This is a genomic window from Bacillus sp. NPDC060175, from assembly GCF_042728695.1.
Taxonomy (GTDB): domain Bacteria; phylum Bacillota; class Bacilli; order Bacillales; family Bacillaceae_G; genus Bacillus_A.
This window is the reverse complement of record NZ_JBHWYR010000016.1, coordinates 30094-55823: the sequence shown is the minus strand read 5'-3', so window position 1 is coordinate 55823 and position 25730 is coordinate 30094. Positions and strand designations below refer to the sequence as shown.

Sequence of the window (25730 nt, the reverse complement as noted above, 5' to 3'; positions counted from 1 at the left end):
CAACACGGGCGCTACCGGACCTCAAGGTAATATAGGTGCTCAAGGTAACACGGGCGCTACCGGTGCTACTGGACCTCAAGGCAATACAGGCGCTCAGGGTAACACGGGCACTACTGGACCTCAAGGTAATACGGGCGCTCAAGGTAACACGGGCGCTCAAGGCAACACGGGCGCTCAAGGCAACACGGGCGCTACCGGACCTCAAGGTAATACAGGCGCTCAAGGTAACAAGGGCACTACTGGACCTCAAGGTAATACGGGCGCTCAAGGTAACACGGGCGCTCAAGGTAACACGGGCGCTCAAGGTAACACGGGCGCTCAAGGCAACACGGGCGCTACCGGACCTCAAGGTAATATAGGTGCTCAAGGTAACACGGGCGCTACCGGTGCTACTGGACCTCAAGGCAATACAGGCGCTCAAGGTAATACGGGCACTACTGGACCTCAAGGTAACACGGGCGCTCAAGGTAATATAGGTGCTCAAGGTAACACGGGCGCTACCGGTGCTACTGGACCTCAAGGCAATACAGGCGCTCAGGGTAACACAGGCGCTACCGGTGCTACTGGACCTCAAGGTAACACGGGCGCTACCGGTGCCACTGGACCTCAAGGTAATACGGGCGCTACCGGTGCCACTGGACCTCAAGGTAATACGGGCGCTCAGGGTAATACAGGTGCTACCGGCGCTATTGGACCTCGAGGCAACACGGGCGCTACTGGACCTCAAGGCAATACAGGCGCTCAGGGTAACACGGGCACTACTGGACCTCAAGGTAATACGGGCGCTCAAGGCAACACGGGCAACACGGGCGCTACCGGACCTCAAGGTAATACAGGCGCTCAAGGTAATACAGGGGCTCAAGGTAATACAGGGGCTCAAGGTAATACAGGGGCTCAAGGCAACACAGGTGCTCAAGGTAACACAGGGGCTCAAGGTAACACAGGGGCTACTGGTGCTACTGGACCTCAAGGTAATACAGGTGCTCAGGGTAACACAGGGGCTACTGGTGCTACTGGACCTCAAGGTAATACAGGCGCTCAAGGTAACACGGGTGCTACTGGCGCTACTGGTATCGGAGTTACTGGACCTTCTGGACCTTCTGGTGGACCTACTGGACCGACCGGGCCAACTGGCCCTCAAGGTAATACAGGGGCTACTGGCGCTACTGGACCTCAAGGCAATACAGGTGCTCAAGGTAACACGGGCGCTACCGGCGCTACTGGGCCTCAAGGTAATACAGGCGCTCAAGGACCAACTGGTGCTACTGGAATTGGCGTTACAGGACCGACTGGACCGACTGGAACTGGCTTCCCAGTAGCAACAATTGTCGTTACAAACAACATTCAACAAACAGTACTCCAATTTAATAACTTTATCTTTAGTACTGCAATTAACGTAAACAATATTATCTTTAACGGCATAAATACAGTTACTGTTATCAACGCTGGTATTTATGTAATTAGCGTATCCATTTCTACAACTGCGCCAGGATGTGCTCCACTTGGAGTAGGAATTTCAATTAATGGGGCAGTCGCAACTGACAACTTCTCTTCAAATCTAATAGGCGACTCACTTTCCTTTACAACAATTGAAACTTTAGCGGCTGGCACAAATCTTTCTGTCCAATCTACTCTTAACGAGATTACAATTCCTGCAACCGGAAACACTAACATCAGGCTAACTGTATTTAGAATCGCTTAAATTTCACTATTTATTGTTTATGACAAATAAAAAAAGAGCGAGAAACTCGCTCTTTTTTTGTTATGTACAATAATTCATTACTACTCTAATTCAATTGAAACATTCTTTTGTGGTACAAATGTAGAAATTGCATGTTTATAAATAAGCTGTTGCTTACCTTCTGTTTCTAGTAGGACTGTAAAGTTATCAAAACCTTTAATTAATCCACGAAGCTGGAAACCATTTAATAAGTACAGCGTAACGAACGTATTTTCTTTACGGAGTTGATTTAAAAACTGATCTTGAATATTGATTGATTGCTTCATGTCGAATCCTCCTCTTTTTCTCTACTTACTATTATTCGACTTTAGTTGTAACTTTCCTTCTATGTATCGTAAAATTTCTGACGTTTTTTCACCATCAGTAACATCGAACCACGCGACATCCATTTTATTACGGAACCACGTTAATTGACGTTTGGCATAACGGCGTGAATTCGTCTTTAATTGTGATACCGATTCTTCTAAAGAGACACGATTCTCAAAATAATCATATAGCTCTTTATAACCAATCGCTTGAATAGATTGACACTCTCGCACTCCTCTTTCATGCAGACCTTTTACTTCCTCTAATAAACCTTGTTCAATCATTAGGTCAACACGCAAGTTAATGCGATCGTATAGCATTTCTCGATCCATTGTCAAGCCAATTAATGAAACATCGTACAGTAACTCGTTTTCTTGTTTTTCGAGCTGGTTACTCATTTTTTCACCCGTCGTGTGAAAAATTTCTAACGCCCGAATAACACGCCTTACATTATTGGCATGAATACGCTCCGCACTTTCTGGATCTACTTCTTGCAACTTTTTATGTACATATTCCACACCGTGTTCTAATGCTAACTTTTCCATCTGTTCTCGGTATGTAGCGTCCCCAGCCTCATTTGTAAACTGGTAATCGAATAGAACAGATTGTATATAGAGACCGGTTCCACCAACAATAATTGGTAATTTCCCGCGCTCTGTAATTTCTCGAATGCACTTACGGACACGTTCTTGAAATTCCGCCACAGAAAATGAATCTTCCGGATTTTTTATATCAATCATATAATGCGGAATTCCGTCCATCTCATCTATCGTCACCTTTGCAGTCCCGATATCCATCGTACGATAAATTTGCATGGAATCACCACTAATAATCTCACCATTCAACGCTTTTGCAAGATCGATACTTAATTTCGTCTTTCCGACAGCAGTTGGCCCAATGATGACAGCAACTTTTTCGCGTTGCACTTCTCCCATATCATTCAACTCTCTTTATGTAATATACTCCATCTATTGATTATACCCAATCTTACCAATTTTAACGGCATGATTGCAAGTTCTTTGAATCTAGCACATGAAATTACACATAAAAAAAGAGCATAGCTTGTCCAATTCTGCATATACATGATAAAAATAGCTCGGAGAGGGTGCAATGACTATGAAACAAGCGACTATCGATTTTCCATTATTAATAAAAGACCTTATTTTAGCTACTGCTACAAAAGAACAAAATTGTTCACAAGAAGAATTATACTTCGCACTAAATTGTTTACTACGTTCCTTTCATTCTACTCTTCAAGAAACAGCGTTACATCCAGAAAATAAAAATACAGAGTATATGCAAACTCAATTTTGCACCGCGTATAAAATTATTACAGGCAAAACAATTTACCCTTTTCAATAATTCTTATATAAAAAAAGCGGCCGCTTAGACATTTTCAAGCAGCCGTTTTTTATTTTAATAAATTATTTTATAACTTTCACCTTAACAGATTTACGACCCCAACTATCAGCAGTGCTATCTGAACCAACTAAAACATCAATACGGTTTCCTTTAATCGCACCACCAGTATCTCCAGCAATCGCTTCTCCATATCCTTCCACCCACACTTTTGATCCGAGAGGAATTACTTTCGGATCAACAGCAATAACTTTCATATTTGGATTCGCTGTTAAATCATGCCCCATCGCAGTTAACACACGACCACCATATGTGCCATTTTCACCCGGATTCGCTGTGTAAGCTGTCGCTTCTACTGTTATTTCACGACCACCAGCAGGTGCACTTGTTTCAGTAGATTTCGCTGCTGGCTTCGCTTGTGCTACTGGTTTACTTGATGCTCCACTTTTAACAGATTCTTTTCCGTTAACTGCCGTATCATTTTTAGCCGGAGTTTTCTCCTTAACTGATGTATCATTTTTAACCGCCGTTTTCACCTTAGTTGGCGCTTCAGCTTGAGCTGGAACTTCTTTTCTTTCAATAACAGGTGCTGTACCTGTTAAAAATGGTACGTGAACATACGCCGCTTTCCCACCATATTCGAATTGTAACCATTCGTTTTGTACTTGATTTGTCGTTTCAATCAAGTCATCTTTTTTAAGCGTGCCCAGAATTTCTGAATCAGTATTCGCTCCAACACGAACGTTTAATACGTTTGCTGTTACATAATAAGAACTTTTCGTAAACTCAGCACTTACAAACGCTTCTTTGCCATCTAATTTAATTTTGGACCATCCGTTTTCTGTATTTATAACATCTAATTTATTTCCACTTAACATTTTACCTACAAGCTTTGATTCTACAGTTGGGTTTTCTCTAACGTTTAATACATCTGTTGTTACAATCGTTTCTGCTTTAGCAGAACCTGCAAAAATCCCAAGACCAAAAACTGCTGCTGTTGCTATACCTAATAATTTTTTCATGAATAGCCTCCATTTGCTTTGTTTTCGTGTTCTCATTATAGCAACAGTTTTTTGTAGAATTTCGAAAATCACACAATTACAAAGCATTCGTAATAAACGATTAATGATTTGTAACATAAATTTCCATATTAAAGAATTGTATTTCCACCAAAATTAGCAATAGTTTTCATATATTTCTCACACATTAGTATAAGAATTTTTTTCCAAAAAAAATTACAGTATTACTCTTTTGTTACAAAAAAATCACTTTTTATTACATCTTTTACCAAAATCAATCATAATCCAATTATTAAATTACTTTTTGTAATGAAAAAGGAACAACTCCTATTAGCTGTCCCTTTTTATCTTTTATTTAACTTTCTTCTTCCAAACCCCTATCATAATAGCTGAAACAATCGTCCCAATTAATATAGAGAAAATATATAGCAACGGTTTATTCACTAATGCGATAACAAACAATCCACCATGCGGTGCCGGCAATGTAATTTGGAATAACATAGATAAGGCACCCGCGATGCTTGAACCAACAACACAGCTTACAATTACACGCACCGGATCGGCAGCTGCAAATGGAATAGCACCTTCTGTAATAAACGACGCTCCCATAATATAATTTGTTAAACCAGATTTACGTTCCGCTTCTGTAAATTTTGTTTTAAAGAATGTAGTTGCTAATGCAATCGCAAGTGGCGGTACCATACCACCAGCCATAACAGCAGAGTGCACTCCGAAATTCTTTGCTTCTATTGCAGCAATACCAAATGTAAATGCAGCTTTATTAATTGGACCACCCATATCAATTGCCATCATACCACCTAAAATAAGGCCTAATAATATAGCATTCGTACCACTCAAACCATTTAACCACCCTGTTAACATTTCATTTAATGCTACTACAGGCGGGTTTACTACTTTTTGCATAACAACTCCTGTAATCAACAATCCAAAGACTGGATATAACAAAACAGGTTTAATTCCTTCTAACTGTACTGGTAATCCTGAAAATAATCTTTTCAACCCTAAAACAACATATCCAGCTAAGAAACCAGCGATTAATCCACCTAAAAATCCCGCATTCGCTTGTGCTGCTAAAAACCCACCTACAACACCAGGCATAAAACCAGGTCGATCAGCAATGGAACTCGCAATAAATCCAGCTAAAATTGGTACAAGGAATAAGAAGGCTCCTTTTTCTCCACCGCCAATAGCCATTAATATTTCAGCAATAGGACCTTTTGCCTTAATTCCACCGAACATAAACGCTAGCGCGATTAAAATCCCGCCACCAACAACGAATGGAAGCATATTACTTACACCGCTCATTAAATGCTTATAAATTCCTAATCCTTTTTCTTTCTCTATACTTTCTGCCTTCCCATCCTCTTTTTCACCTTTAAAGATTGGTGCATCTTGTTTTACAGCTCGATTAAGAAGGATTTCAGTTTTTCTAATACCATCAGCGACCGGCACTTGAATGACATGTTTTCCAGCAAAACGCTTCATTTCAACTTGTTTATCTGCCGCAACGATAATCGCTGTTGCACGCTCAATATCCTCTTTCGTTAAACCATTCTTTATACCTGTTGATCCGTTCGTTTCAACTTTAATCGCAATCCCTAACTCTGCTGCTTTTGCCTTTAAACTATCCGCAGCCATATATGTGTGAGCGATTCCAGTTGGACAAGCTGTAACAGCTAATACGTATGGTTCATCCCCTTCTGGCTTTGCTACTTCAGCTTCTTCTTCTTTTTCCTTCTCTTTTTCATCAAATAATCGAAGAAGTTCCTCTTCATCCTTTGCTTCTAATAATTGCTTGCGAAAGCCTTCATCCATTAATAATGTAGATAGACGCGACAACGTTTCTAAATGAGTATTATTCGCCCCTTCACTTGCAGCAATCATAAAGAATAAATGTGCAGGCTGTCCGTCAAGCGATTCATAATTGATACCGCTTACACTTCTACCGAAACAAATCGATGGTTGTTTAACAGCCTTCGTCTTCGCATGAGGTATTGCAATACCTTCACCAATTCCTGTTGTACTTTGTGACTCTCGCTTTAAAATAGCTTCTTTAAATTTAGCTTTACTATTTAAACGATTAGCACCATTTAATTTCTCAACTAATTCATCTATGACAGCTTCTTTATTTGAAGCTGTCAAATTCATAATGACTGTATCCCTTTTTAATAGTTTTGTAATTTTCATATGCTGTTTCCCCCTATCGCTTAACTACAACTACTTGCGACAATAATTCTTCTACTTTTTCCTTTGTACATAAATCTGCTGAAAATGCTGTTGCACTCCCCGTTGCAACACCATATTGAAATGCTTTTTCAATATCTTTTATCTGTTCATATTTACCTACAAATCCAGCAACGAGAGAATCTCCTGCCCCAACTGAATTAATTACAACACCTTTTGGAACAGTTGCTTCATATATACCTTCTGCCGTAAATAATAAAGCTCCATCTCCTGCCATTGATACGATAACGTGCTCTACACCTTGTTCGATTAATTTTTTTCCATACGGTAAAATGTCTTCTACTGTTGAAAGCTCCACTCCGAATAACTCACCAAGTTCATGATGGTTTGGCTTAATTAAAAATGGCTTATTTTTAATTACATGCTGCAGTGCACTTCCACTTGCATCTACTACTACACGAATACCTTTTTCCGATCCAAACGCAGCAATTGATTCATAAAAGGTATTTGGAATAGAGGCTGGTACACTTCCAGCAAGTACCACACAATCTCCAGATTGCATACTTTCAATTTTTTTCATTAACTGGCCAAACTGCTCTTTTGTCACAATAGGACCTTGTCCATTTAATTCTGTTTCTTCTTTCCCTTTTATTTTCACATTAATTCGAGTATCTTCATCTACTTGGACAAAGTTTGTTGTTACCCCTTCATCATGTAATACATCTTTAATAAATTGACCAGTAAATCCACCAGTAAATCCAAGTGCTACATTTTCAACACCTAAACGATGAAGAACACGAGAAACATTAATCCCTTTCCCTCCAGGAAACTTCATATCTTTTTCCGCTCGATTTACTGTTCCTAAATCAAAAGAATTAACTTGTACTACATAATCAATAGATGGGTTTAAAGTAACTGTATAGATCATTGTTTATCAGCCTCAATTACATTGGTTTGTTTTTTATATTTTTCTAAATCAATTTCTAAATGATTTGTAATAATATTTGCATCTTCAACATTTGCAATTTTCGCAAACGCAACTTCTGAAAACTTACTTTCATCAATTAAGAAATATCCTTCGTTCGCTAATGTTAGTGCCATTTGTTTTAAGAGTGCCTCTTCTGGATCTGGCGTTGTAAAACCAAGCTGTTCATGTACACCATTCGCTCCTAAAAAACATTTATCAAAGCGATATTTCTGCATACTTTCTTGCGCCATTGCACCAATTAAAGCTTTCGTCCTACTCTTCATCATCCCGCCTAGTAAATACGCACGAATATTATTTTCAACTAAAGCTTCAATATGCATAAGTCCGTTCGTAACGACAGTAACATCTTTATTTATTAAAAATGGAATCATTTCAAATGTTGTACTTCCTGCATCTAAATAAATGCAATCACCTTGTTCAACAACGCTAGCCGCATACTTAGCAATTTGTTGTTTTATTTGAATGTTTTTGGATGATTTTTCAACCATCGTTGGCTCCTGTCCTTTCCCTGTTAAAACAGAGGCTCCGCCATGAACTCTTTTTAATAACCTTTGCTTTTCCAATTGTGCTAAATCACGACGTATTGTTGATTCAGAGCTTTCTGTTCTTTCAACTAATTGCTGTAATTTAACTACTTTCTGTTCTTTTACAAGTTGCAATATCATTTGATGACGTTCAGGAGTTAACATTTTATTCACCTCTTCTTTGATTACAGTATAATCAAAACGATCACAAAAATCAACCATAAACAATCGAAAACAACCAAAAGTAATCATAAACATTCAAAAAACGATTGCAAATAACAAAAAAACCTATTTGATACAATAATCAAATAGGTTTCTTCTTTCGATCCACTTATAGAGAAGCTTTATATATATTTAGAACATCATCTTTATTTAATTTTTTAAAGTTACCGAATTCACCATAAGCCATCGCTTTATCCGCCATTAAGTCAATTTCACTTTCTCTAATAGCGTAATCAGCTAATGTTACTGGAGCTTCAATTGAAGTCCAAAATTGACGTAACGCCTCAATTCCCTCTAACGCAACCTCTTTATCTGTCTTCCCATCTGTTTCTACATCGAATACACGAATAGCAAACTGTTCAAAACGACTCACATTTTCATCTACAACATGCTTCATCCAATTTGGGAATAGAATTGCAAGGCCGCCCCCATGCGGTATGTCATGAACAGCAGAAACTGCATGCTCAATATTATGAGTTGCCCAGTCTCCTTTTACTCCCATCGCTAAAATGCCGTTTAACGCCATAGTACCGCAATATAAAATTGTTTCCCTATGCTCATAATTTTCTAAATCACTTAAAAGCTTAGGAGCTGTTTCAATTACTGTTCTTAAAACAGATTCACAATAACGATCTTGTAATTCTGTATTCATGCCGTGATGGAAATATTGCTCTAATACGTGCGACATAATATCGACCATACCGTAAATTGTTTGATCTTTCGGTACAGACGCAGTATGAACTGGATCTAAGATTGAAAACTGCGGGAAAGTAACTGGACTACCCCATCCATACTTTTCATTCGTTTCCCAGTTTGTAATTACTGAGCCTGCATTCATTTCAGAACCTGTCGCCGCAAGAGTAAGTACAGTACCAAATGGTAACGCCTCGCCAGCGAATGCTTTTTTCGTTACAATATCCCACACATCTCCATCATATTTACTGCCAGCAGCAATCGCTTTTGTACAGTCGATTACACTTCCACCACCAACTGCTAAAATAAATTCAACTCCATTGTCTTTACAAATTTGAATTCCTTTCTTTACAGTTGATAAACGTGGATTCGGTTCAACACCAGTTAATTCAAATACTTCCGCATTTATTTCCTGTAAAATAGAAATTACATTTTCATAAATACCGTTTCTTTTAATACTTCCTCCTCCATATACGAGAAGAACTTTTTTACCGAACTGTGGAATTTCAGTCTTTAACTGCTCCAATTGTCCTTTACCAAAAATAAGTTTTGTTGGGTTACGAAATACAAAATTTTGCATATACCTTTACCATCCCTTCCATATGAAAAGCAACTATACTTTTGTATACCACACTTTTTTAATTTCACAAACAAATTTGCTTAACAAAAAAATCCCAGCCTTTAGGCTGAGACTTTTTATTGGTAATAAGGTGAGATCATTAAGTAAACAATAACACCAGATAAACTTACATATAACCAAATCGGCATCGTCCAACGTACAATTTTACGGTGACGTGTTAATTGATTCGTAAAACCAAATACAAGTGCGAACAATGCAAGTGGTACAATAATTGCAGCAAGGATAATATGTGTAATTAAAATGATGAAGTACACATATTTAATAAATCCTTCTCCACCAAAATGTGTTGCCGGTGCCAAGTAATGATACGATAAATATGACACACAAAATAATAAAGTCGTTGTAAATGCCGCAAGAATAAAACCGCGGTGCATCTTTACATTCTTTTTAATAATAGAAAATAAAGCTGCTAATAAGAATACAAACGTAAAGCTATTAAAGATTGCATTTAACATTGGTAAAATTGTTACATCAAAATGTACTTCTCCTTCATAGCCAACAGGTCCAAAGAACAAAAATAATATAATCGCATTTACAATTACAGAAAGCGTTATCACAATAGGAGCATAGCTTTTCTGACTTGTTGATTGATCCACCAAAATGGTCACTCCCTCTTCCTTCAAATATGTATACGTAACCTCACTATTTTAACATATTATTCACAGTGTAAATGTGACAATAGTTTGACACAGTAAGACAAAACAAAGAAAAAATCCTTCTTAACAATACTTCTTAAGAAGGATTTTATCGCTTTATTATTTAAATAGCAATGCAATTAGTTTTTGTTAAAAAACGTATTGCTATACGCTTGATATATTTCAGACACTTGATATCCCATTAGTGAAATTGCTGTTAATGAAAAGAAACCAATCATAAGAAATCGAAACCACATATAAATCTCCTCCTTGTATTTAGCTTAAAAAACGTTAGCTATCTTACAAGTTAAGTGGCACTCTTCTTCATCACTTTCTTTCCTCTTCACAATCGCTGTTATAAAACGAATCATAAAGAATATAACAAAAGGCATTTGTTTATCATTTATATTGGCATAGTTTGGTAACGGCTCTCTTTGCAAATCGAACGGAGATGAGAAGGAATAGAACATACCTTGCTCTTCCATATATACGATTACAATCTTCATACAAAATACTATCCCGAGAAACGAAACAATATCTTGCCATTCTGTCGTATATAACAGGTTATACAGCTCTAATACGTACTCTTCCATCGTCATCCCCCCCTTCCTTTTTTATCATTTTGCTCTCCTTCATATAAAAAGTCAAGAAAAAAGTTTATTTTCACTATGCTAATAGTAATTACTTGTTTCTATGTTTATATATGATTCTTTTATAGCAATGATTGGGTGTAACTCTCTTCCAAAACAATAAATTAGAATCGAACAGATTCTTCCTTTCTACTTTCAGGTTTCAAAACTATGCTATTTTTATTTCTATTAAGAATAAAATAAGAAAGTATTATAAGAACAGTAACAAGCATCGTTAAAAGCGCTTGCGAACGTAAAGATTCAATTGCTAGCATTGCAACTAAAACTGCTATTATAGCGGCAATTGTAACATACGTTACATACGGGAAAAGCCACATTTTCACTTTCAAATTTTGTTGTTCTACTTTTCCCATTTTTTTACGCATCTTTAAATGTGAAACTGCAATAACGAGATAAACTAGTAATGCGATCCCACCAGATGCATTCACTAAAAATAAAAAGACTTTATCTGGAGATATGTAACTAAAAACAACTCCAATATAAGCGAAGAAAGTTCCAAATAAAACTGCCCGAACTGGAACACCACTACTGCTCAATTTTAAAAATACCTTTGGGGCATCTCCTCTTTCTGCCATCGAAAAAAGCATTCTTGAGTTTGTATATAAGCCCGAATTTAAGCAAGAAAGTACAGCTGTTAAAACGATAAAATTCATAATTTGTGCTGCTGCTGGTATTCCTATATGTTCAAGTACAGCTACAAACGGACTTTTTAGTATGTTTGCTGAATTCCATGGAAGGAGTGTAACAACTACAGCAATAGATCCAATGAAAAATACGAGAATACGCCAAATTACGCTATTTGTTGCTGTTTTTACTGCTTTTACAGGTTCAGCAGACTCACCAGCCGCCACTGCAACAATCTCTGACCCCATAAATGAAAATATAACGACGGTTATTCCAAGCAGAACCGAACTTATCCCATTTGGCATAAATCCCCCTTGCCCTACTAAATTTGAAGTGCCAAGTGCTTCCGTTCCTGGTACAAACCCTAAAATAACAGCAAGTCCAAGACAAAGGAATAAGACAATACTTATTACTTTAATAAAAGAAAACCAATATTCAAATTCTCCAAATGATTTCACCGAAAAAACATTCGTCAACGTTAATAAAATTGTTAATAGTAAGCTTAATAACCATAGTGGAATTTGTGGAATCCAGTATTGAATGATACCAGCACCTGCTGTAGCTTCTATTGCAATAACAATTACCCAGAAGAACCAATATAGCCACCCAATTGTATAACCCGCCCATGGACCAATTGCTTCTCGTGCATATGTTGCAAATGAACCACTTGTCGGGTTAATTGCTGCCATTTCCCCCAACATTCTCATGACGAAAATGACTAAAAGTCCTGCTAATGCATATGAAACGATAGAACCTGGTCCTGCTGAATGCACAACTGCACCACTTCCAACAAACAGACCAGCCCCTATTACGCCGCCAATTGAGATCATTGTAATGTGACGTATTTTGAGATCTTTCTTTAGATTTTTATCCAACTCTTGTACATCCCCTTCCAAACTTAATTTTGAAATTTATGTAAGAGTATTATGCATAAAATCTTGTCCTACACTTTAAGATATATCAAAATATTCTGAATTCAATAAATGTAATTCAACCTCCTACAGAAATTATTACATTAGGTTTAATAATTTTCCATACAAAATTGTTGAGAAAATTATAGTCACCTTAAAAAAGAACGAATTTTCAGATGCAATTAAATAAACAAGATTATACATCTAGACAACTTTTTGTATAGGAGTGTTGATATGTTAAACAAGTTCAAATTCATTTGTTGTCTGTTAGTAATTTTCTTACTGCTACCACTAGTCCCCTTCCAAACACAAGCTGCAAACAATTTAGGATCAAAACTACTCGTTGGATATTGGCATAACTTTGATAACGGTACTGGCATTATTAAATTAAAAGACGTTTCACCAAAATGGGATGTAATAAATGTATCTTTCGGTGAAACTGGTGGTGATCGTTCCACTGTTGAATTTTCCCCTGTGTATGGTACAGATGCAGAGTTCAAATCTGATATTTCCTATTTAAAAGGTAAAGGAAAAAAAGTGGTTCTTTCAATAGGTGGACAAAATGGGGTCGTTTTACTTCCTGACAATGCCGCTAAGCAACGTTTTATTAATTCCATACAATCTCTTATCGATAAATACGGTTTTGATGGAATAGATATTGACCTTGAATCAGGTATTTACTTAAACGGAAATGACACTAATTTTAAAAACCCGTCAACTCCTCAAATCGTGAATCTTATCTCAGCTATTCGAACAATTTCAGACCATTACGGTCCAGATCTTCTATTAAGCATGGCACCTGAAACAGCTTATGTTCAGGGCGGTTATAGTGCATATGGAAGCATATGGGGTGCGTATTTACCAATTATTTACGGAGTGAAAGACAAACTAACGTACATTCACGTTCAACATTACAATGCTGGTGGCGGCATTGGGATGGACGGTAATAATTATAATCAAGGAAACGCAGACTACGAGGTCGCGATGGCCGATATGCTCTTACATGGATTTCCTGTAGGTGGTAATCCAAATAACATTTTCCCGGCTCTTCGTTCAGATCAAGTAATGATTGGGCTTCCTGCAGCACCGGCAGCAGCTCCAAGCGGTGGATATATTTCTCCAACTGAAATGAAAAAAGCTTTAGATTATATTATTAAAGGCATTCCTTTCGGAGGAAAGTATAAACTTTCTAATCAAAGTGGCTACCCTGCATTTCGTGGTCTAATGTCTTGGTCCATTAATTGGGATGCAAAAAACAACTTTGAATTCTCCAATAACTATAGAACATATTTTGATGCCATTCCCTTGCAAAAATAATAAAAAACAACAATAGGTTATATAAAGTAACCTATTGTTATTTTTTATTTATGTAAATTACTTTTTCACATCCATATCTAAATTATGAAGAGATCCTTCTCCATTTCTTAAATAGCTATTTACGAGACTTAAAAGCAATTTACCACCAACTAACATTGCACGTTCATCAAAATCAAATTGAGGATGATGATGTGGATATGTTGCTCCTATTTCTTCATTACCCGCACCTGTGAAGAAAAATGCTCCTGGAACATGTTCTAAGTAGTATGCAAAATCTTCTCCACCCATAATTGGTGGAACCTCTAATACACGCTCTCTTCCAAAATCACGCTCTGCAATTTTCATAAAACGATTCGTTTCATCCAAATGATTAATTAATATTGGATATCCACGTTTGTATTGAATATCCACTTCCGCATGGAGTGAATGACAGATTCCCTCCACAATTCGTTTGAATTCTTCTTCTATAAAATCTCTTATTTCAGGATCTAACGTTCGAATTGTTCCTGTTAGTGTTGCTGTATCCGCAATAATATTATCCGCCTGACCAGCGTGGAATGTACCGACTGTTAACACGGCAGATTGAAGTGGATCTATTTTTCGACTCACTAAAAGTTGCAATTGATTAATAACTTGTGTCGCTACAATAATTGCATCTACAGTATGATGTGGCATCCCTCCGTGTCCACCTCGACCTTGAATCTTCACTTCAAAAGTATCCGCTGCTGCCATCATTGCTCCAGCTTTCGCACCAACAATGCCTAAGGGCATTTGTGACGATAAATGTGTTCCAAAAACAACATCTACTCCCTCTAAACAACCATCCTCAATCATCGCAATTGCACCACCAGGTTCTTTTTCTTCTGCATGTTGATGAATAAGAACTACTTTTCCAGAAAGCTGGTCTCTATGATCACTTAATATTTTTGCAACTCCTAAAAGTGTTGCTGTATGTCCATCATGCCCACAAGCATGCATGACCCCAGGAACCTTTGATTTATATGAGACTTGTTTTTCATCTTGAATAGGTAGTGCATCAAAATCAGCACGTAACGCTATCGTCTTCCCAGGTCTTCCACCTTCAATTACGCCGATTACCCCTCTTCCGCCTACATCCGTTTTCACATCAATACGAAGGCTTTTTAAGACTTCAGCTATTTTTTTCGGTGTTTCTATTTCTTGAAACGATAGCTCTGGGTATTGATGAAAATCTCTTCGCCACGAAACCATTTGATTATATAAACTTTCCAATTCTTTATGCCATGTTTCTATCATAGAAATTCCCCTTTCTTTTTAACAGTTTAAATAAAAAATACATAATATTATGTATTTAATCAATAAAAAAAGAGAACTTTCTTTAAAAGTACTCTTAATTCTTCAAAATATTAAACGTTCTACTTTAGTCACTACTTTGCTTCAATACAAATAGTGAAAGTTCCGGTACACTCAAAAATCTAACAGGCATTCGGGTTGTCCCAATACCACGATTTACGTATAAGTGTAACGGCCTATTCTTCCCTTCTAATTCATACATACCTTCAACATGACTCTCAGCTAGTTTTGTAGTAATTAATGGACCTATAAAAGGAATTTGAACTTGTCCTCCGTGACTATGTCCTGACATTTGAAAATCGACTGGATAACGAGATACTTTATCTACAACATCCGGCTCATGTATTAATAGCATATTGAAATCTTGTTGTCTTAAGTTTTTTAAAGTCGAGTCTATTTGTGGCTTCCCTAATAAAAAATCATCCAAACCTGATATTGTAATATACTTGCCGTTTTCCGCTTTAATTTTCTGCACTTCATTTACTAACACAGAAAAACCAGCTTCCTCCATATACTTTTTGTAAAATAAACTACCGCCCCCACCTCTATCATGATTCCCAAACACAGCATATTTTCCTAGGGGAGCTTTAATTTTCTGCAAAATAACCTTTGCTTCTTCTCTTTCCGCACTATAGGATCCAAACTTATCTATTAAATCTCCTGTAAAAACTACTATATCTGGATGTAATTCATTCATCCTCTCCACCAAATTTTCTAGTTGTTTCAATGTAAAATCTGGTCCTAAATGTACATCTGAGAACTGCAATATTTTTTTATTATTAAACTCTTTAGGAATTGTAGGAGCGTCTATTTCATTCCACGTAACTGTTACTAGTTTTCTTTCTATTTCAGTCGCATAGAAATACAAACTTACTGGTATCATTAATATACTTATGAAACTAATAATAAATATCTTTACGATTGATTTTTTTCGTTCTTTTTTTACATGATGCGTATTCATGTTTTCACCTCTAAAATCACTTTAAAGCCTTATTGTTACATTAATGTGACAACATGAACAATGTTCATTATATCCAATTTTATCCCCACTCACTTTGACAAATTTATACAGAAGTCATAACATATTTTTATAATACATAGATTCTTTAAAATGTTTCTTCTATTCATTTCATCATTCTATTAAGGAGAGGTTATTCATGTCTGTATTTACACCAGAAGAAATTACGGAACTTGCTGCTAATTCCGGAAGAAAAAAAGCTCATTTATCATTGCTCCCTATGCTAATTCTCGGTTTTTTTGGTGGTGCTTTCATAGCATTAGGATATTTACTTGATATCCATGTTATCGGAACAATGCCACAATCTTGGGGATCATTTACTAGTTTTCTAGGTGCTGCCGTATTCCCTATCGGTCTTATACTCGTTATCCTTGCAGGCGGTGAATTAGTAACTGGCAACATGATGACCGTTTCAATGGCATGGCTTCACAAAAAAATCGACTTATTTCACTTCATACGAAATTTAGTTATTGTTACGTTTAGCAACTTCATAGGTGCTATATTCGTCGCTTATTTTTTTGGTCATATCGTCGGCTTAACGGAGGGAGCTTTTTTAGCAAAAACAGTTTCTATTGCACAAGCTAAACTACAAGATACACCACTACAAGCCTTCATTTCTGCAATCGGGTGTAATTGGCTCGTTTGTTTAGCTGTTTGGCTCAGTATGGGAAGTAAAGAATTTATCGGAAAGATTGTCGGTATTTGGTTCCCTGTTATGACTTTTGTTGCGATTGGATTTCAACACGTTGTAGCCAATATGTTTGTCATCCCAGCTGCAATTTTTTCTGGTCATTTAACTTGGGGTTAATATTTTCCAAACTTCATTTTTGTTTTCTTCGGAAACTTAGTAGGGGGTATGTTATTTGTAGCATTACCTTATTTCATATCTTATAATAAGAAACTATCTTCCAATAAAGAGCAAACTGCATTAAAGAAAAAATCTGTATCCGCTTAAATTGAATGTCTATAAAGTGGTCCTAAAAAATATTACAAATTTCATTTTTTTTGCGAATATATGTACGTACACTTGTTCTCGAATGTTTTATACGATATAATAACAACTTAAATAGCATTATTTACATATGAGGTGAAAAACATGAATAAAACAGAATTAATTAAAAACGTAGCACAAAACGCTGAGATTTCTCAAAAAGAAGCTACTGTAGTTTTACAAACTGTAGTAGAATCAATCACTAACACTTTAGCTGCTGGTGAAAAAGTACAACTTATCGGATTCGGTACATTCGAAGTTCGTGAAAGAGCTGCTCGTACAGGCCGTAACCCACAGACGGGTGAAGAAATGCAAATCGCAGCTTCTAAAGTACCTGCTTTCAAAGCTGGTAAAGAACTAAAAGAAGCTGTAAAATAATGAAAAATAGCCTTCTCATTTATGAGAAGGCTATTTTTTTCATTATATAATTAATAAAAATCTGACTATTATGTTGCTTATTTTGTTCCTTTATGCAAATAAAACCTTTGCTTTCAAAGAAAAGTTTTGCTGTAATACTCGCTTCTGTAAATATATCTCTATGCTGCAAGTTCACCGCTTCTTTTTCTAACTTCTGTAGTATGTAAGAAGCTATCCCTTTCCCCTGATAGTCTTTATGCGTAAATAAGCGATCTACGTAATGTTCCTCATTATAATCCCCAAATCCTACTATCACACCTTTATACTCTGCAACATAACAAATATTCTTTTCTAAAGATTGTAGCCAACTTTCTCTATCTAGTCGCTCTGGTGCCCAGGCATTTAACTGTAGCGTATTATAATCTTTTGCATTAACCGTATGAACCGTTTCATAGAATAATTGCAATACTTGTTCTAAATCCTCTTTCTGAAATGTTCTAATTATAATATCTTTAAACATATATAAATCTCCTCATCAAGCTATCACTTCTATTTCTGCTATATTATATCTTTTTTCTTTCTATACGAACAAAAAACAATACTTATTCAAAGTATTGTTTTTTGTATAAAAGCATATTCAATTACTCTATAAATTAAAATTTTTATTATTTTAATTTAACTCTTTGCAATCTTAATGCATTTAATACGACTGATACAGAGCTAAACGCCATCGCTGCACCCGCAACCCAAGGAGCTAAGAAACCAAGTGCTGCAATTGGGATTCCTAGGCCGTTATAGGCTAACGCCCAGAATAGATTTTGCTTAATATTTCTAATCGTCATTTTACTCATAAAGATGGCATCGGCAATACTATTCAAGTCACCACGGATTAATGTAATATCCGCTGCTTCCATTGCTACATCTGTCCCTGTTCCAATTGCCATTCCAATGTCTGCTGTAGCAAGAGCAGGAGCATCATTAATTCCATCTCCAACCATCGCTACTTTCTTACCACTAGCTTGAAGTTTTTTCACTTCTTCTGCTTTTCCTTCTGGTAATACTTCTGCAATTACGTGATCAATACCAACTTGCTTGGCAATTGCCTGAGCAGTTTGTGTATTATCACCTGTAATCATAACGACATCGAGACCCATTTTCTTAAGCCTTGCAATTGCTGCTTTTGAAGTATCTTTTACTGTATCTGCAACGGCAACAATCCCAGCATATTCCTTATCGATCGCAATAAGCATTGCTGTTTTTCCTTCTCGCTCTAGTTCTTCCATCGATTTAGAAACTTCTTCAATATCAATATTGAATTTTTTCATTAATCGGCGTGTACCAATTAATAATTGTTTTCCTTCGACAACCGATTCAATACCAAATCCAGGAATTGCTTCAAACGTTTCTGAACTTGGGATATCAATTCCCTTTTCTTTAATTCCTTCTACAATCGCTTCTGCAAGTGGGTGTTCAGAGTTTTTTTCTGCCGCACCTACTAAACATAGTATTTCTTTTTCATGGAATCCATCTGCTACAATTACGTCTGTTAATATTGGTTTTCCATTTGTAACTGTACCTGTTTTATCCAAAATAATCGTATCTAATCGATGTGTCGCTTCTAGATGCTCTCCACCTTTAAATAAAATACCATGTTCAGCTGATCTTCCTGATCCCGCCATAATAGATGTAGGTGTTGCAAGACCTAAAGCACATGGACAAGCAATAACAAGTACTGCTATCATTTTCTCAAGTGCTCCTCCAAAATCACCAGGTGTAACAAATACCATCCATACTACAAAAGTGATAATAGCAATCCCAACTACAACAGGTACGAAAATACCTGAAATTTGATCCGCTACCCTTTGAATAGGAGCTTTCGAACCTTGAGCCTCTTCTACTACTTTAATAATTTGTGCTAATGCAGTGTCTCTTCCTACTTTAGTTGCCTTAACTTTTAAAAATCCATTTTTATTCATTGTAGAACCGATTACTACATCCCCAATTGTTTTATCAACTGGAATACTCTCACCTGTTAACATCGATTCATCTATCGCTGATTTTCCTTCTACAATTTCCCCATCTACCGGGATTTTTTCACCAGGTTTTACATAGACGATATCACCTGCTACCACTTCTTCGATTAAAATTTTTATTTCTGTTCCATCTCGTACAACTGTAGCAGTTTTCGCCTGTAATCCCATCAATTTTTTAATAGCTTCTGATGAACGTCCTTTTGCTTTTGCCTCAAATAATTTACCTAAAATAATTAATGTAATAAGTACTGCGCTCGTTTCAAAATATAAATCTGTCATATGTTCCGAAGAACCAATTGATTGAATGCTTAAATACACACTGTAGAAATACGCTGCAGAGGTTCCAAGTGCCACGAGAACATCCATGTTGGCACTTTTATTGCGTAACGCTTTATAAGCACCAATATAAAACTGGCCTCCAATTATAAACTGTACTGGAGTTGCAAGAGCTAGCTGCACCCAAGGATTCATAAGCATATCAGGTAAATAAATAAACGATGTAAATGAGAAGTGGCTCACCATTGCCCACAATAACGGGAATGATAAAATAAATGAAATGATAAATTTCTTCTTTTGTCGCTCAATTTCTTGTAATCGATGATCAGTTGATGCATCCTGCTCATCTGATTTTACTTCTAATTTATATCCTAACTTTGTAATCGCGCTCTTCATTTCATTTACACTGATTTCATCAGGATTAAAGTCAACTGTAGCCGATTCTAAAGCAAAATTTACTGTCGCTTTATTCACACCTTCTAGCTTATTCAAACGCTTTTCTACTCTATTCGCACATGCTGCACATGTCATTCCCGAAACAGTAAACTCAGCTTTATCACTTACAATTCCATATCCTAACGATTCAACTTTTTCTTTAAATTGTTGCGGATTTGTTTGAGTGGGATCGTACAAAATTTTTGTTTTTTCAAGCGCAAAATTTACATTTGCCTCTTGAACACCTTCTACTTTTTTAAGACCTTTTTCAATTCTATTCGCACATGCGGCACATGTCATTCCTGATATTTGAAGATTGGCCTCTTTTTTCTCATTCATTTCATTCACCCCTACCATATACCCTCAAGAGGTATATTTTTTAGCAAAATAAATCGCACTTTATTTAAAGTACGATTTATTCCAGTATTTAAAAATTTTTATATAACATCGTATCCTTGATCTTCGATTACACTAACAATATCTTTTAAAGTAATGATTGATGAGTCAATGGTAACTTCAACTGTTCCTTCTGCTAATTGTACTTTTACTTGTTCAACACCATTTAGTTCTTTCACATTACTTTCAATAGAATTTACACAATGGCCACAAGACATACCTTCAACTTGTAATGTTAACTGTTCCATTTAAAATCCTCCTCTTGTTTCTTCATTGTTTGTTTATCACAACTACATCTTACCATACCCCCCTAAGGTAATCAATGGTTTTGTATCATGATTTTAAATTTTTTCTAAACTCTTTATTTCTTTGCTCCAATTATGAATTTGTAATCCCTTCCCCTATATAAAGAAAAAGCCAAGCTAATTAAATACTAGCTTGGCCTTTATGCTTTTGAAAAACGTTCAAATACTGTCATTAATTCTTCAATTGCTTCGTCACCATTACCATCTTTAATAGCTCCTGAAACACAATGACTTGTATGGTTTTTTAAGACACCCATTCCTACTTTTTTCATCGCTGCATTAATCGCAGAAATTTGAACTAAAATATCAACGCAATAACGATCATTTTCAATCATGTTTTGAATACCACGGACTTGGCCTTCAATCCTCTTTAATCTATTTATAATTTGTTCTTTTTCTTTTTCTGATCTATGTGTTACTGATTCATGCTCTTTATGATCCATATTATCACCTTCTCAAAGTTTCTCTTCATCCAATAAAACAATTACTTTTACGAGTATACCAATTATAGCATTAAATATCTATGTATGATACCCCATATGAGTATATTTCCTCTTTATGATTATTCTTAACACATTATTAGCTTCTCAGTCCCAATTATCATTATACCCTTCCCTTTTTCTCAAAAAAGCATTACATCTCCCCTCAAAATTCAATAAAATGAAACATCAATAAGCGGGGATTGTCCGTCCCCGCTTATTAATGTTTCACAAATATAAAAGTCTCAATCTTTACATATCTAAATTGAGACTTTTTTCTTCCTATATATAATTATTGTTGATCGCATACTTTTGTATCATTCACTACAGAAGTTCCTTCAACGGTTACCGTATGAAAACAATCATTCACTCGAACTGTCACAACATTATCTTGCCGATCAATGATATGATATTCATTAAAATTTTTATTCAGAGCACTGCGAATTTGTTCTCCTTCATAAATTGGAATGCCATGTGATAAAACCCAAATAAGCCCAGCGATAGCAAGAATAGTTTTCATACGATCTACCTCCTTGAGAATATAGTGAACTTTTAATCCGCGCTTTTTCAGCTTTACTAATCATAAATTGAATTAACCAAGCCTTTTGGAAGTAAGTTCATTTCGTCTATTTTATGTTTATGCTAATTGTGACGGAATTGTGACAACTTTTTGTCTCTTTAGACGAAAAGTTGAAACAAAACGTTCAAAAAGGACAATTCTACTTACGTGAACAAAAAGGCTATGGAGAATTTCCTCCATAGCCTTTTTGTTGAATTTTATTAAATGACCATTTCACTATGCTTAATCTTAAGCGTTTCAATTTGAATTGTAGCATGTTCAATATGGAACTCCTGTTTTAACATAGTAATAATATTTTGAAGCACTTCTTGATCGTCCTGTTTTTTATCGATCATTACATGGACACTTAATGCATCTAATCCTGATGTAATTGTCCAAATGTGGAGATCGTGTATATCACGTACACCATCTACTTCTTTAATAGCTTGCTTAACTTGTTCTATCTCAATTGAAACAGGTGTACCCTCCATAAGTATATGAATGGAATGTTTTGTTACTCCCCATGCACTCTTTAAAATTAATAGCGCTACAATTACTGAGATAATTGGATCTGCAATATACCATGAAAATAAAGACATAAGTGCACCAGCTACTAACGCACCAACTGAACCTAAAGCATCTCCAAGAACATGTAAATATGCGCTACGTAAATTGACGTTATTTTTCACATCACCTTGTCTCATAAGAGCCCATGCACTAATTAAATTTGCTAGTAAACCAATTGATGCGATTAACATCATTGGACCACTCGCTACAGTTGGTGGTTCAAAAAACCTTCCGATTGCTTCCCACACGATTAGTCCCGCCACGACAAATAATGTAATTCCATTAATTAATGCAGCTAAAATTTCAAAACGATAATATCCATACGTTTTTGTAGAAGTAACTGTTCTAGCTGCTAATCCAATGGCAATTAAACTTAATAATAACGAGCTTGTATCACTTAACATATGTCCTGAATCAGATAATAAGGCTAAACTATTTGTAACTAGTCCTCCAAAAAATTCAAGAAACATAATAATTGCCGTAATTACTAATGCCGTAATTAAACCTTTCTTATTCCCTTCTCTACTCTCTTCAAAATGATGATGTCCGTGGGAATGCCCATGATGTTGGTGACCGTGATGATGTCCCATATAAATTCCTCCTTTTATTAATCTATTAACATTTGTTCTGAAGTTCACCACTTCTATCTGTCTATTGCTTTTATTAATATAGAAATGCGGCTTTAATCCATTCTCATACCATTTTCTAATTTTTGATTTTCAAACAACTCTTTTCCTACTCGAATCGAATTTGTCGGACAACTTTCATATGCTGCCACCATTGCATTCAAAAATGTAGTTGGAATTCCAATTATTCCTTCATTGTGATCTAATGCACCAAATGCTTTACTTTTACAATCCAATTGATATATATCTGGTGCTATAGAGCGGCATAATCCACATGATTCACAAGTTTCTTTATTTACAACAGTATAATGTAACAATATTTGTTACTCCCATTAATCTCATACAATACTAAGGTAGGGTATATCAAAATGATTATTTTACACTATTTTTCTTTCCATCACTTCTCCTTTTCCCCTTAAATAATAATGACATATCGGTTTTAAATCGTTATCTAATTCATAAACTATTGGTGTTCCTGTTGGAATGTTTACATATTCTATATCTTCATCTGAAATTTGATCTAAATGTTTTACTAAAGCTCGTATTGTATTTCCATGCGCTGCAATAATCACTTTTTTTCCATCTTTTAAATTAGGGGCTATTTCTTCATCCCAATATGAAACAACTCGTTTTTCTGTATCTTCTAGATTTTCTGTAAGGGGAAACTTATTTTCTTTTAAATCTCTATACTTCGGATGTGCCGCTTCATATCTCTCATCATCTTTTGTAAGAGCTGGTGGGTGTACATTTGTTGAACGTCTCCATAAAGTTACTCTCTCATCACCATATTTTCTCGCTGTTTCTTCTTTATTTAATCCTTGAAGTGCACCGTAATGTCTCTCATTTAATTTCCAGTTTTTATGAATAGGTATCCACATCAAATCCATTTCCTCAAGAGTAATCCACAAAGTACGCATCGCTCTTTTTAAAACAGATGTATATGCTATATCGAATGAGAATCCATCGGCTTTCAAAATCTCTCCAGCTTCTCTTGCTTCTCGAAGACCAGCATTTGATAAGTCTACATCTGTCCAGATTTTCAACATTCCATTCACTTTGTCCGTGTCTTATTAAAACGAGCTTAATCCTTATTATCTCCTCTCCTTTTAAAGTTGCATTTTCATAAAGAAATATCTTTATGAAAATGCACGATTACTTATTGAATTCTTTCTTGTTCATTTCACTACTATGACTAAACGCCAATTCAATTAATCCATTTACATGAGAATCATCTAATGAATAAAAAACAAGTTTTCCTTCTTTACGCTTTTTTGCTAATCCTATTGTTTGTAACAGTCTTAAATGATGCGAAGCCGTTGCAATACTACTATGAATAATACTTGCGACATCGCGTACACAAAGTTCCTTTTCCGTATACAGTGCATACGCAATTTTTAATCGTGTTTCATCCGCGAGTGCCTTGAACATTTTCGCTACACTACTTATATTTTCTTTCTCCAATATGTCACTTGCATGCTTTACTTTTTGCTCATCGTGATAACAAAGTTCACAATGTTCTTCTTTCATAAGTAACACCTCTTATTCAAATATATATTTGATTATGTATGTAGTATACCTTATTAACCAAAAACATTCAAATGTTTATTTGAATGTTTTTGGTTAATACTTTAAATATGTCTATATAACAAAAAGAATCCCACATAATATGGGATTCTTTTTTATGCTATTAATTCTTCTATAAATGACTAATAAATCTTAATCCTTTACTTAAAGAAGTCGGCACAACAGATGCATGATTCTCCCCTTCAGCTTCATAAAACTTAAATATAAACTGATCGTGTTTTACTTGGAGAAGGCGCTCTGATAATTCATTTGCACCTACAACCATATGCTCTCGCTCCAATGATCCAACTGTAAGGAATACCCCTGTTTCAAACTTAGCATTATTTAATTCATTTATAAGGTTCTCTTCTTTTTTAAGCACGGATTGGTTATTCCACCAAATAGATGGGCTACTAATAAAATAATTTTGGAAGGCATTTACGTTTGTAAACAGTATATGTAAAGCAAATAGACCACCTAAAGAATGCCCAAATAACGTTTGCTTTCCCTTATCAATCTCAAAACTTTTTTCAATTTGTGGTTTCAATTCTTCTTCAATAAATGTAAAGAAGTTAGGTGCCCCTCCTGTTTTAGGCCACGGTTTGCCATCCGGTTTTAAAGGAGCATCTTTTGAAATTACAATAGGCGTAAAATCATAGCATCTTTCTTCTCCTGAAAATGCCCCTTCAATTGGATAACCAATACCTACTATAATAGCTGGTGAAACACCTGTTTTTTCCGCTCTAACTGACTGTATTTTAACCGCTTCGTGGAATGTTTGAAAAAATGCGTTTCCATCTAATACATATATGACAGGATAACCTGAATCCGGTGCTGGCTGCTTCGGTTTTGAAATATGAATTTGATATTCCTTACCTTCTAATTTTGAATACATTTTCCACTGTTCTGTATTAGATGTAACAATCTGCTGTTTTTCAATAGTAGTATTCATTGTAAAT

General features: G+C 35.8%; 25 protein-coding genes and 2 pseudogenes. 5 read left to right on the top strand and 22 right to left on the bottom strand.

The genetic code is table 11. The features are described from left to right. A partial coding sequence (locus ACFWDE_RS10920; protein ID WP_377892227.1) for a Gly-Xaa-Xaa repeat protein occupies nt 1–1702 on the top strand: 1702 nt, incomplete at its 5' end. 80 nt (nt 1703–1782) lie between these two features. Here the strand turns inward: ACFWDE_RS10920 and hfq are convergent. Next, the gene (hfq, locus tag ACFWDE_RS10915; protein WP_000813896.1) at nt 1783–2007 is read right to left on the bottom strand and encodes an RNA chaperone Hfq; all 225 of its coding nucleotides are present in this window, start codon (nt 2005–2007) and stop codon (nt 1783–1785) included. A 21-nt stretch (nt 2008–2028) separates the two neighbouring features. Next, nucleotides 2029–2982, bottom strand: coding sequence for a tRNA (adenosine(37)-N6)-dimethylallyltransferase MiaA (gene miaA / locus ACFWDE_RS10910; RefSeq protein WP_377892225.1), 954 nt, complete (start codon nt 2980–2982; stop codon nt 2029–2031). Nucleotides 2983–3163: 181 nt separating this feature from the next. On the opposite strand from miaA, the gene ACFWDE_RS10905 reads away from it, so the two are divergent. Then, nucleotides 3164–3409 (top strand): hypothetical protein, encoded by a 246-nt coding sequence (locus ACFWDE_RS10905; protein WP_002199601.1) that lies wholly within the window; start codon nt 3164–3166, stop codon nt 3407–3409. 62 nt (nt 3410–3471) lie between these two features. Here ACFWDE_RS10905 and entD read toward each other — a convergent pair whose 3' ends face one another. From entD to gabP, 8 genes are all read right to left on the bottom strand, one after another. Beyond that, nucleotides 3472–4428, bottom strand: coding sequence for a cell wall-binding protein EntD (gene entD, locus ACFWDE_RS10900; protein WP_377892223.1), 957 nt, complete (start codon nt 4426–4428; stop codon nt 3472–3474). A 348-nt stretch (nt 4429–4776) separates the two neighbouring features. Continuing rightward, nucleotides 4777–6633, bottom strand: coding sequence for a PTS fructose transporter subunit IIABC (locus ACFWDE_RS10895; RefSeq protein WP_377892220.1), 1857 nt, complete (start codon nt 6631–6633; stop codon nt 4777–4779). Nucleotides 6634–6646: 13 nt separating this feature from the next. Next, entirely contained in the window at nt 6647–7558 is a 912-nt protein-coding gene (pfkB, locus tag ACFWDE_RS10890) for a 1-phosphofructokinase (RefSeq protein WP_377892217.1), read from the bottom strand. Beyond that, a complete protein-coding gene (locus ACFWDE_RS10885; RefSeq protein ID WP_377892215.1) occupies nt 7555–8307 on the bottom strand; it encodes a DeoR/GlpR family DNA-binding transcription regulator in 753 nt (250 codons plus the stop codon). The genes pfkB and ACFWDE_RS10885 overlap by 4 nt, the downstream gene beginning before the upstream one ends. Before the next feature lie 166 nt (nt 8308–8473). Next, the gene (locus tag ACFWDE_RS10880; protein WP_377892213.1) at nt 8474–9637 is read right to left on the bottom strand and encodes an iron-containing alcohol dehydrogenase; all 1164 of its coding nucleotides are present in this window, start codon (nt 9635–9637) and stop codon (nt 8474–8476) included. Nucleotides 9638–9753: 116 nt separating this feature from the next. After that, a complete protein-coding gene (locus ACFWDE_RS10875; RefSeq protein WP_219919617.1) occupies nt 9754–10296 on the bottom strand; it encodes a DUF420 domain-containing protein in 543 nt (180 codons plus the stop codon). A gap of 317 nt (nt 10297–10613) precedes the next feature. Continuing rightward, nucleotides 10614–10931, bottom strand: coding sequence for a hypothetical protein (locus tag ACFWDE_RS10870; RefSeq protein ID WP_377892211.1), 318 nt, complete (start codon nt 10929–10931; stop codon nt 10614–10616). A 155-nt stretch (nt 10932–11086) separates the two neighbouring features. Then, on the bottom strand, nt 11087–12481 hold the full coding sequence (gene gabP / locus ACFWDE_RS10865; protein ID WP_377892209.1) for a GABA permease: 1395 nt from the start codon (nt 12479–12481) through the stop codon (nt 11087–11089). 270 nt (nt 12482–12751) lie between these two features. Between gabP and ACFWDE_RS10860 the strand changes: the two genes are divergently transcribed. Further along, a complete protein-coding gene (locus ACFWDE_RS10860) occupies nt 12752–13834 on the top strand; it encodes a chitinase (protein ID WP_377892206.1) in 1083 nt (360 codons plus the stop codon). A 57-nt stretch (nt 13835–13891) separates the two neighbouring features. Here the strand turns inward: ACFWDE_RS10860 and ACFWDE_RS10855 are convergent, their stop codons facing one another. Both ACFWDE_RS10855 and ACFWDE_RS10850 read right to left on the bottom strand, forming a co-directional pair. Next, nucleotides 13892–15109, bottom strand: coding sequence for a M20 family metallopeptidase (locus ACFWDE_RS10855; RefSeq protein WP_377892203.1), 1218 nt, complete (start codon nt 15107–15109; stop codon nt 13892–13894). A gap of 124 nt (nt 15110–15233) precedes the next feature. Further along, nucleotides 15234–16127, bottom strand: coding sequence for a metallophosphoesterase (locus ACFWDE_RS10850; RefSeq protein WP_377892201.1), 894 nt, complete (start codon nt 16125–16127; stop codon nt 15234–15236). A gap of 196 nt (nt 16128–16323) precedes the next feature. Here ACFWDE_RS10850 and ACFWDE_RS10845 point away from each other — a divergent pair. Together ACFWDE_RS10845 and ACFWDE_RS10840 are read left to right on the top strand one after the other, a co-directional pair. Next, a pseudogene (locus ACFWDE_RS10845) lies at nt 16324–17139 on the top strand (formate/nitrite transporter family protein). A 141-nt stretch (nt 17140–17280) separates the two neighbouring features. Continuing rightward, nucleotides 17281–17553, top strand: a complete 273-nt coding sequence (locus ACFWDE_RS10840) for an HU family DNA-binding protein (protein WP_001043902.1) — start codon at nt 17281–17283, stop codon at nt 17551–17553. A 19-nt stretch (nt 17554–17572) separates the two neighbouring features. Here ACFWDE_RS10840 and ACFWDE_RS10835 read toward each other — a convergent pair whose 3' ends face one another. From ACFWDE_RS10835 to ACFWDE_RS10790, 10 genes and pseudogenes are all read right to left on the bottom strand, one after another. Continuing rightward, a complete protein-coding gene (locus ACFWDE_RS10835) occupies nt 17573–18052 on the bottom strand; it encodes a GNAT family N-acetyltransferase (protein WP_377892198.1) in 480 nt (159 codons plus the stop codon). Nucleotides 18053–18197: 145 nt separating this feature from the next. Continuing rightward, complete coding sequence (locus tag ACFWDE_RS10830) at nt 18198–20615, bottom strand: heavy metal translocating P-type ATPase (protein ID WP_377892197.1); 2418 nt, start codon at nt 20613–20615, stop codon at nt 18198–18200. 98 nt (nt 20616–20713) lie between these two features. After that, nucleotides 20714–20920 (bottom strand): copper chaperone CopZ, encoded by a 207-nt coding sequence (gene copZ, locus ACFWDE_RS10825; RefSeq protein WP_377892195.1) that lies wholly within the window; start codon nt 20918–20920, stop codon nt 20714–20716. A 197-nt stretch (nt 20921–21117) separates the two neighbouring features. Then, on the bottom strand, nt 21118–21420 hold the full coding sequence (locus ACFWDE_RS10820) for a metal-sensing transcriptional repressor (RefSeq protein WP_000349641.1): 303 nt from the start codon (nt 21418–21420) through the stop codon (nt 21118–21120). A 328-nt stretch (nt 21421–21748) separates the two neighbouring features. Beyond that, a complete protein-coding gene (locus ACFWDE_RS10815; protein ID WP_000849103.1) occupies nt 21749–21976 on the bottom strand; it encodes a hypothetical protein in 228 nt (75 codons plus the stop codon). A 260-nt stretch (nt 21977–22236) separates the two neighbouring features. Next, nucleotides 22237–23172 carry a cation diffusion facilitator family transporter gene (locus ACFWDE_RS10810; protein ID WP_377892191.1) on the bottom strand — a complete coding sequence of 312 codons (936 nt, stop codon included), beginning with the start codon at nt 23170–23172 and terminating at the stop codon, nt 22237–22239. Nucleotides 23173–23264: 92 nt separating this feature from the next. After that, complete coding sequence (locus ACFWDE_RS10805) at nt 23265–23525, bottom strand: ferredoxin (RefSeq protein ID WP_377892188.1); 261 nt, start codon at nt 23523–23525, stop codon at nt 23265–23267. A 60-nt stretch (nt 23526–23585) separates the two neighbouring features. Continuing rightward, nucleotides 23586–24294 (bottom strand): annotated as a pseudogene (gene gpmA, locus ACFWDE_RS10800) (2,3-diphosphoglycerate-dependent phosphoglycerate mutase). A 66-nt stretch (nt 24295–24360) separates the two neighbouring features. Further along, a complete protein-coding gene (locus ACFWDE_RS10795) occupies nt 24361–24735 on the bottom strand; it encodes an ArsR/SmtB family transcription factor (protein ID WP_377892185.1) in 375 nt (124 codons plus the stop codon). Nucleotides 24736–24904: 169 nt separating this feature from the next. Beyond that, complete coding sequence (locus tag ACFWDE_RS10790) at nt 24905–25723, bottom strand: alpha/beta hydrolase (RefSeq protein WP_377892182.1); 819 nt, start codon at nt 25721–25723, stop codon at nt 24905–24907. Between the last annotated feature and the right edge of the window lie 7 nt (nt 25724–25730).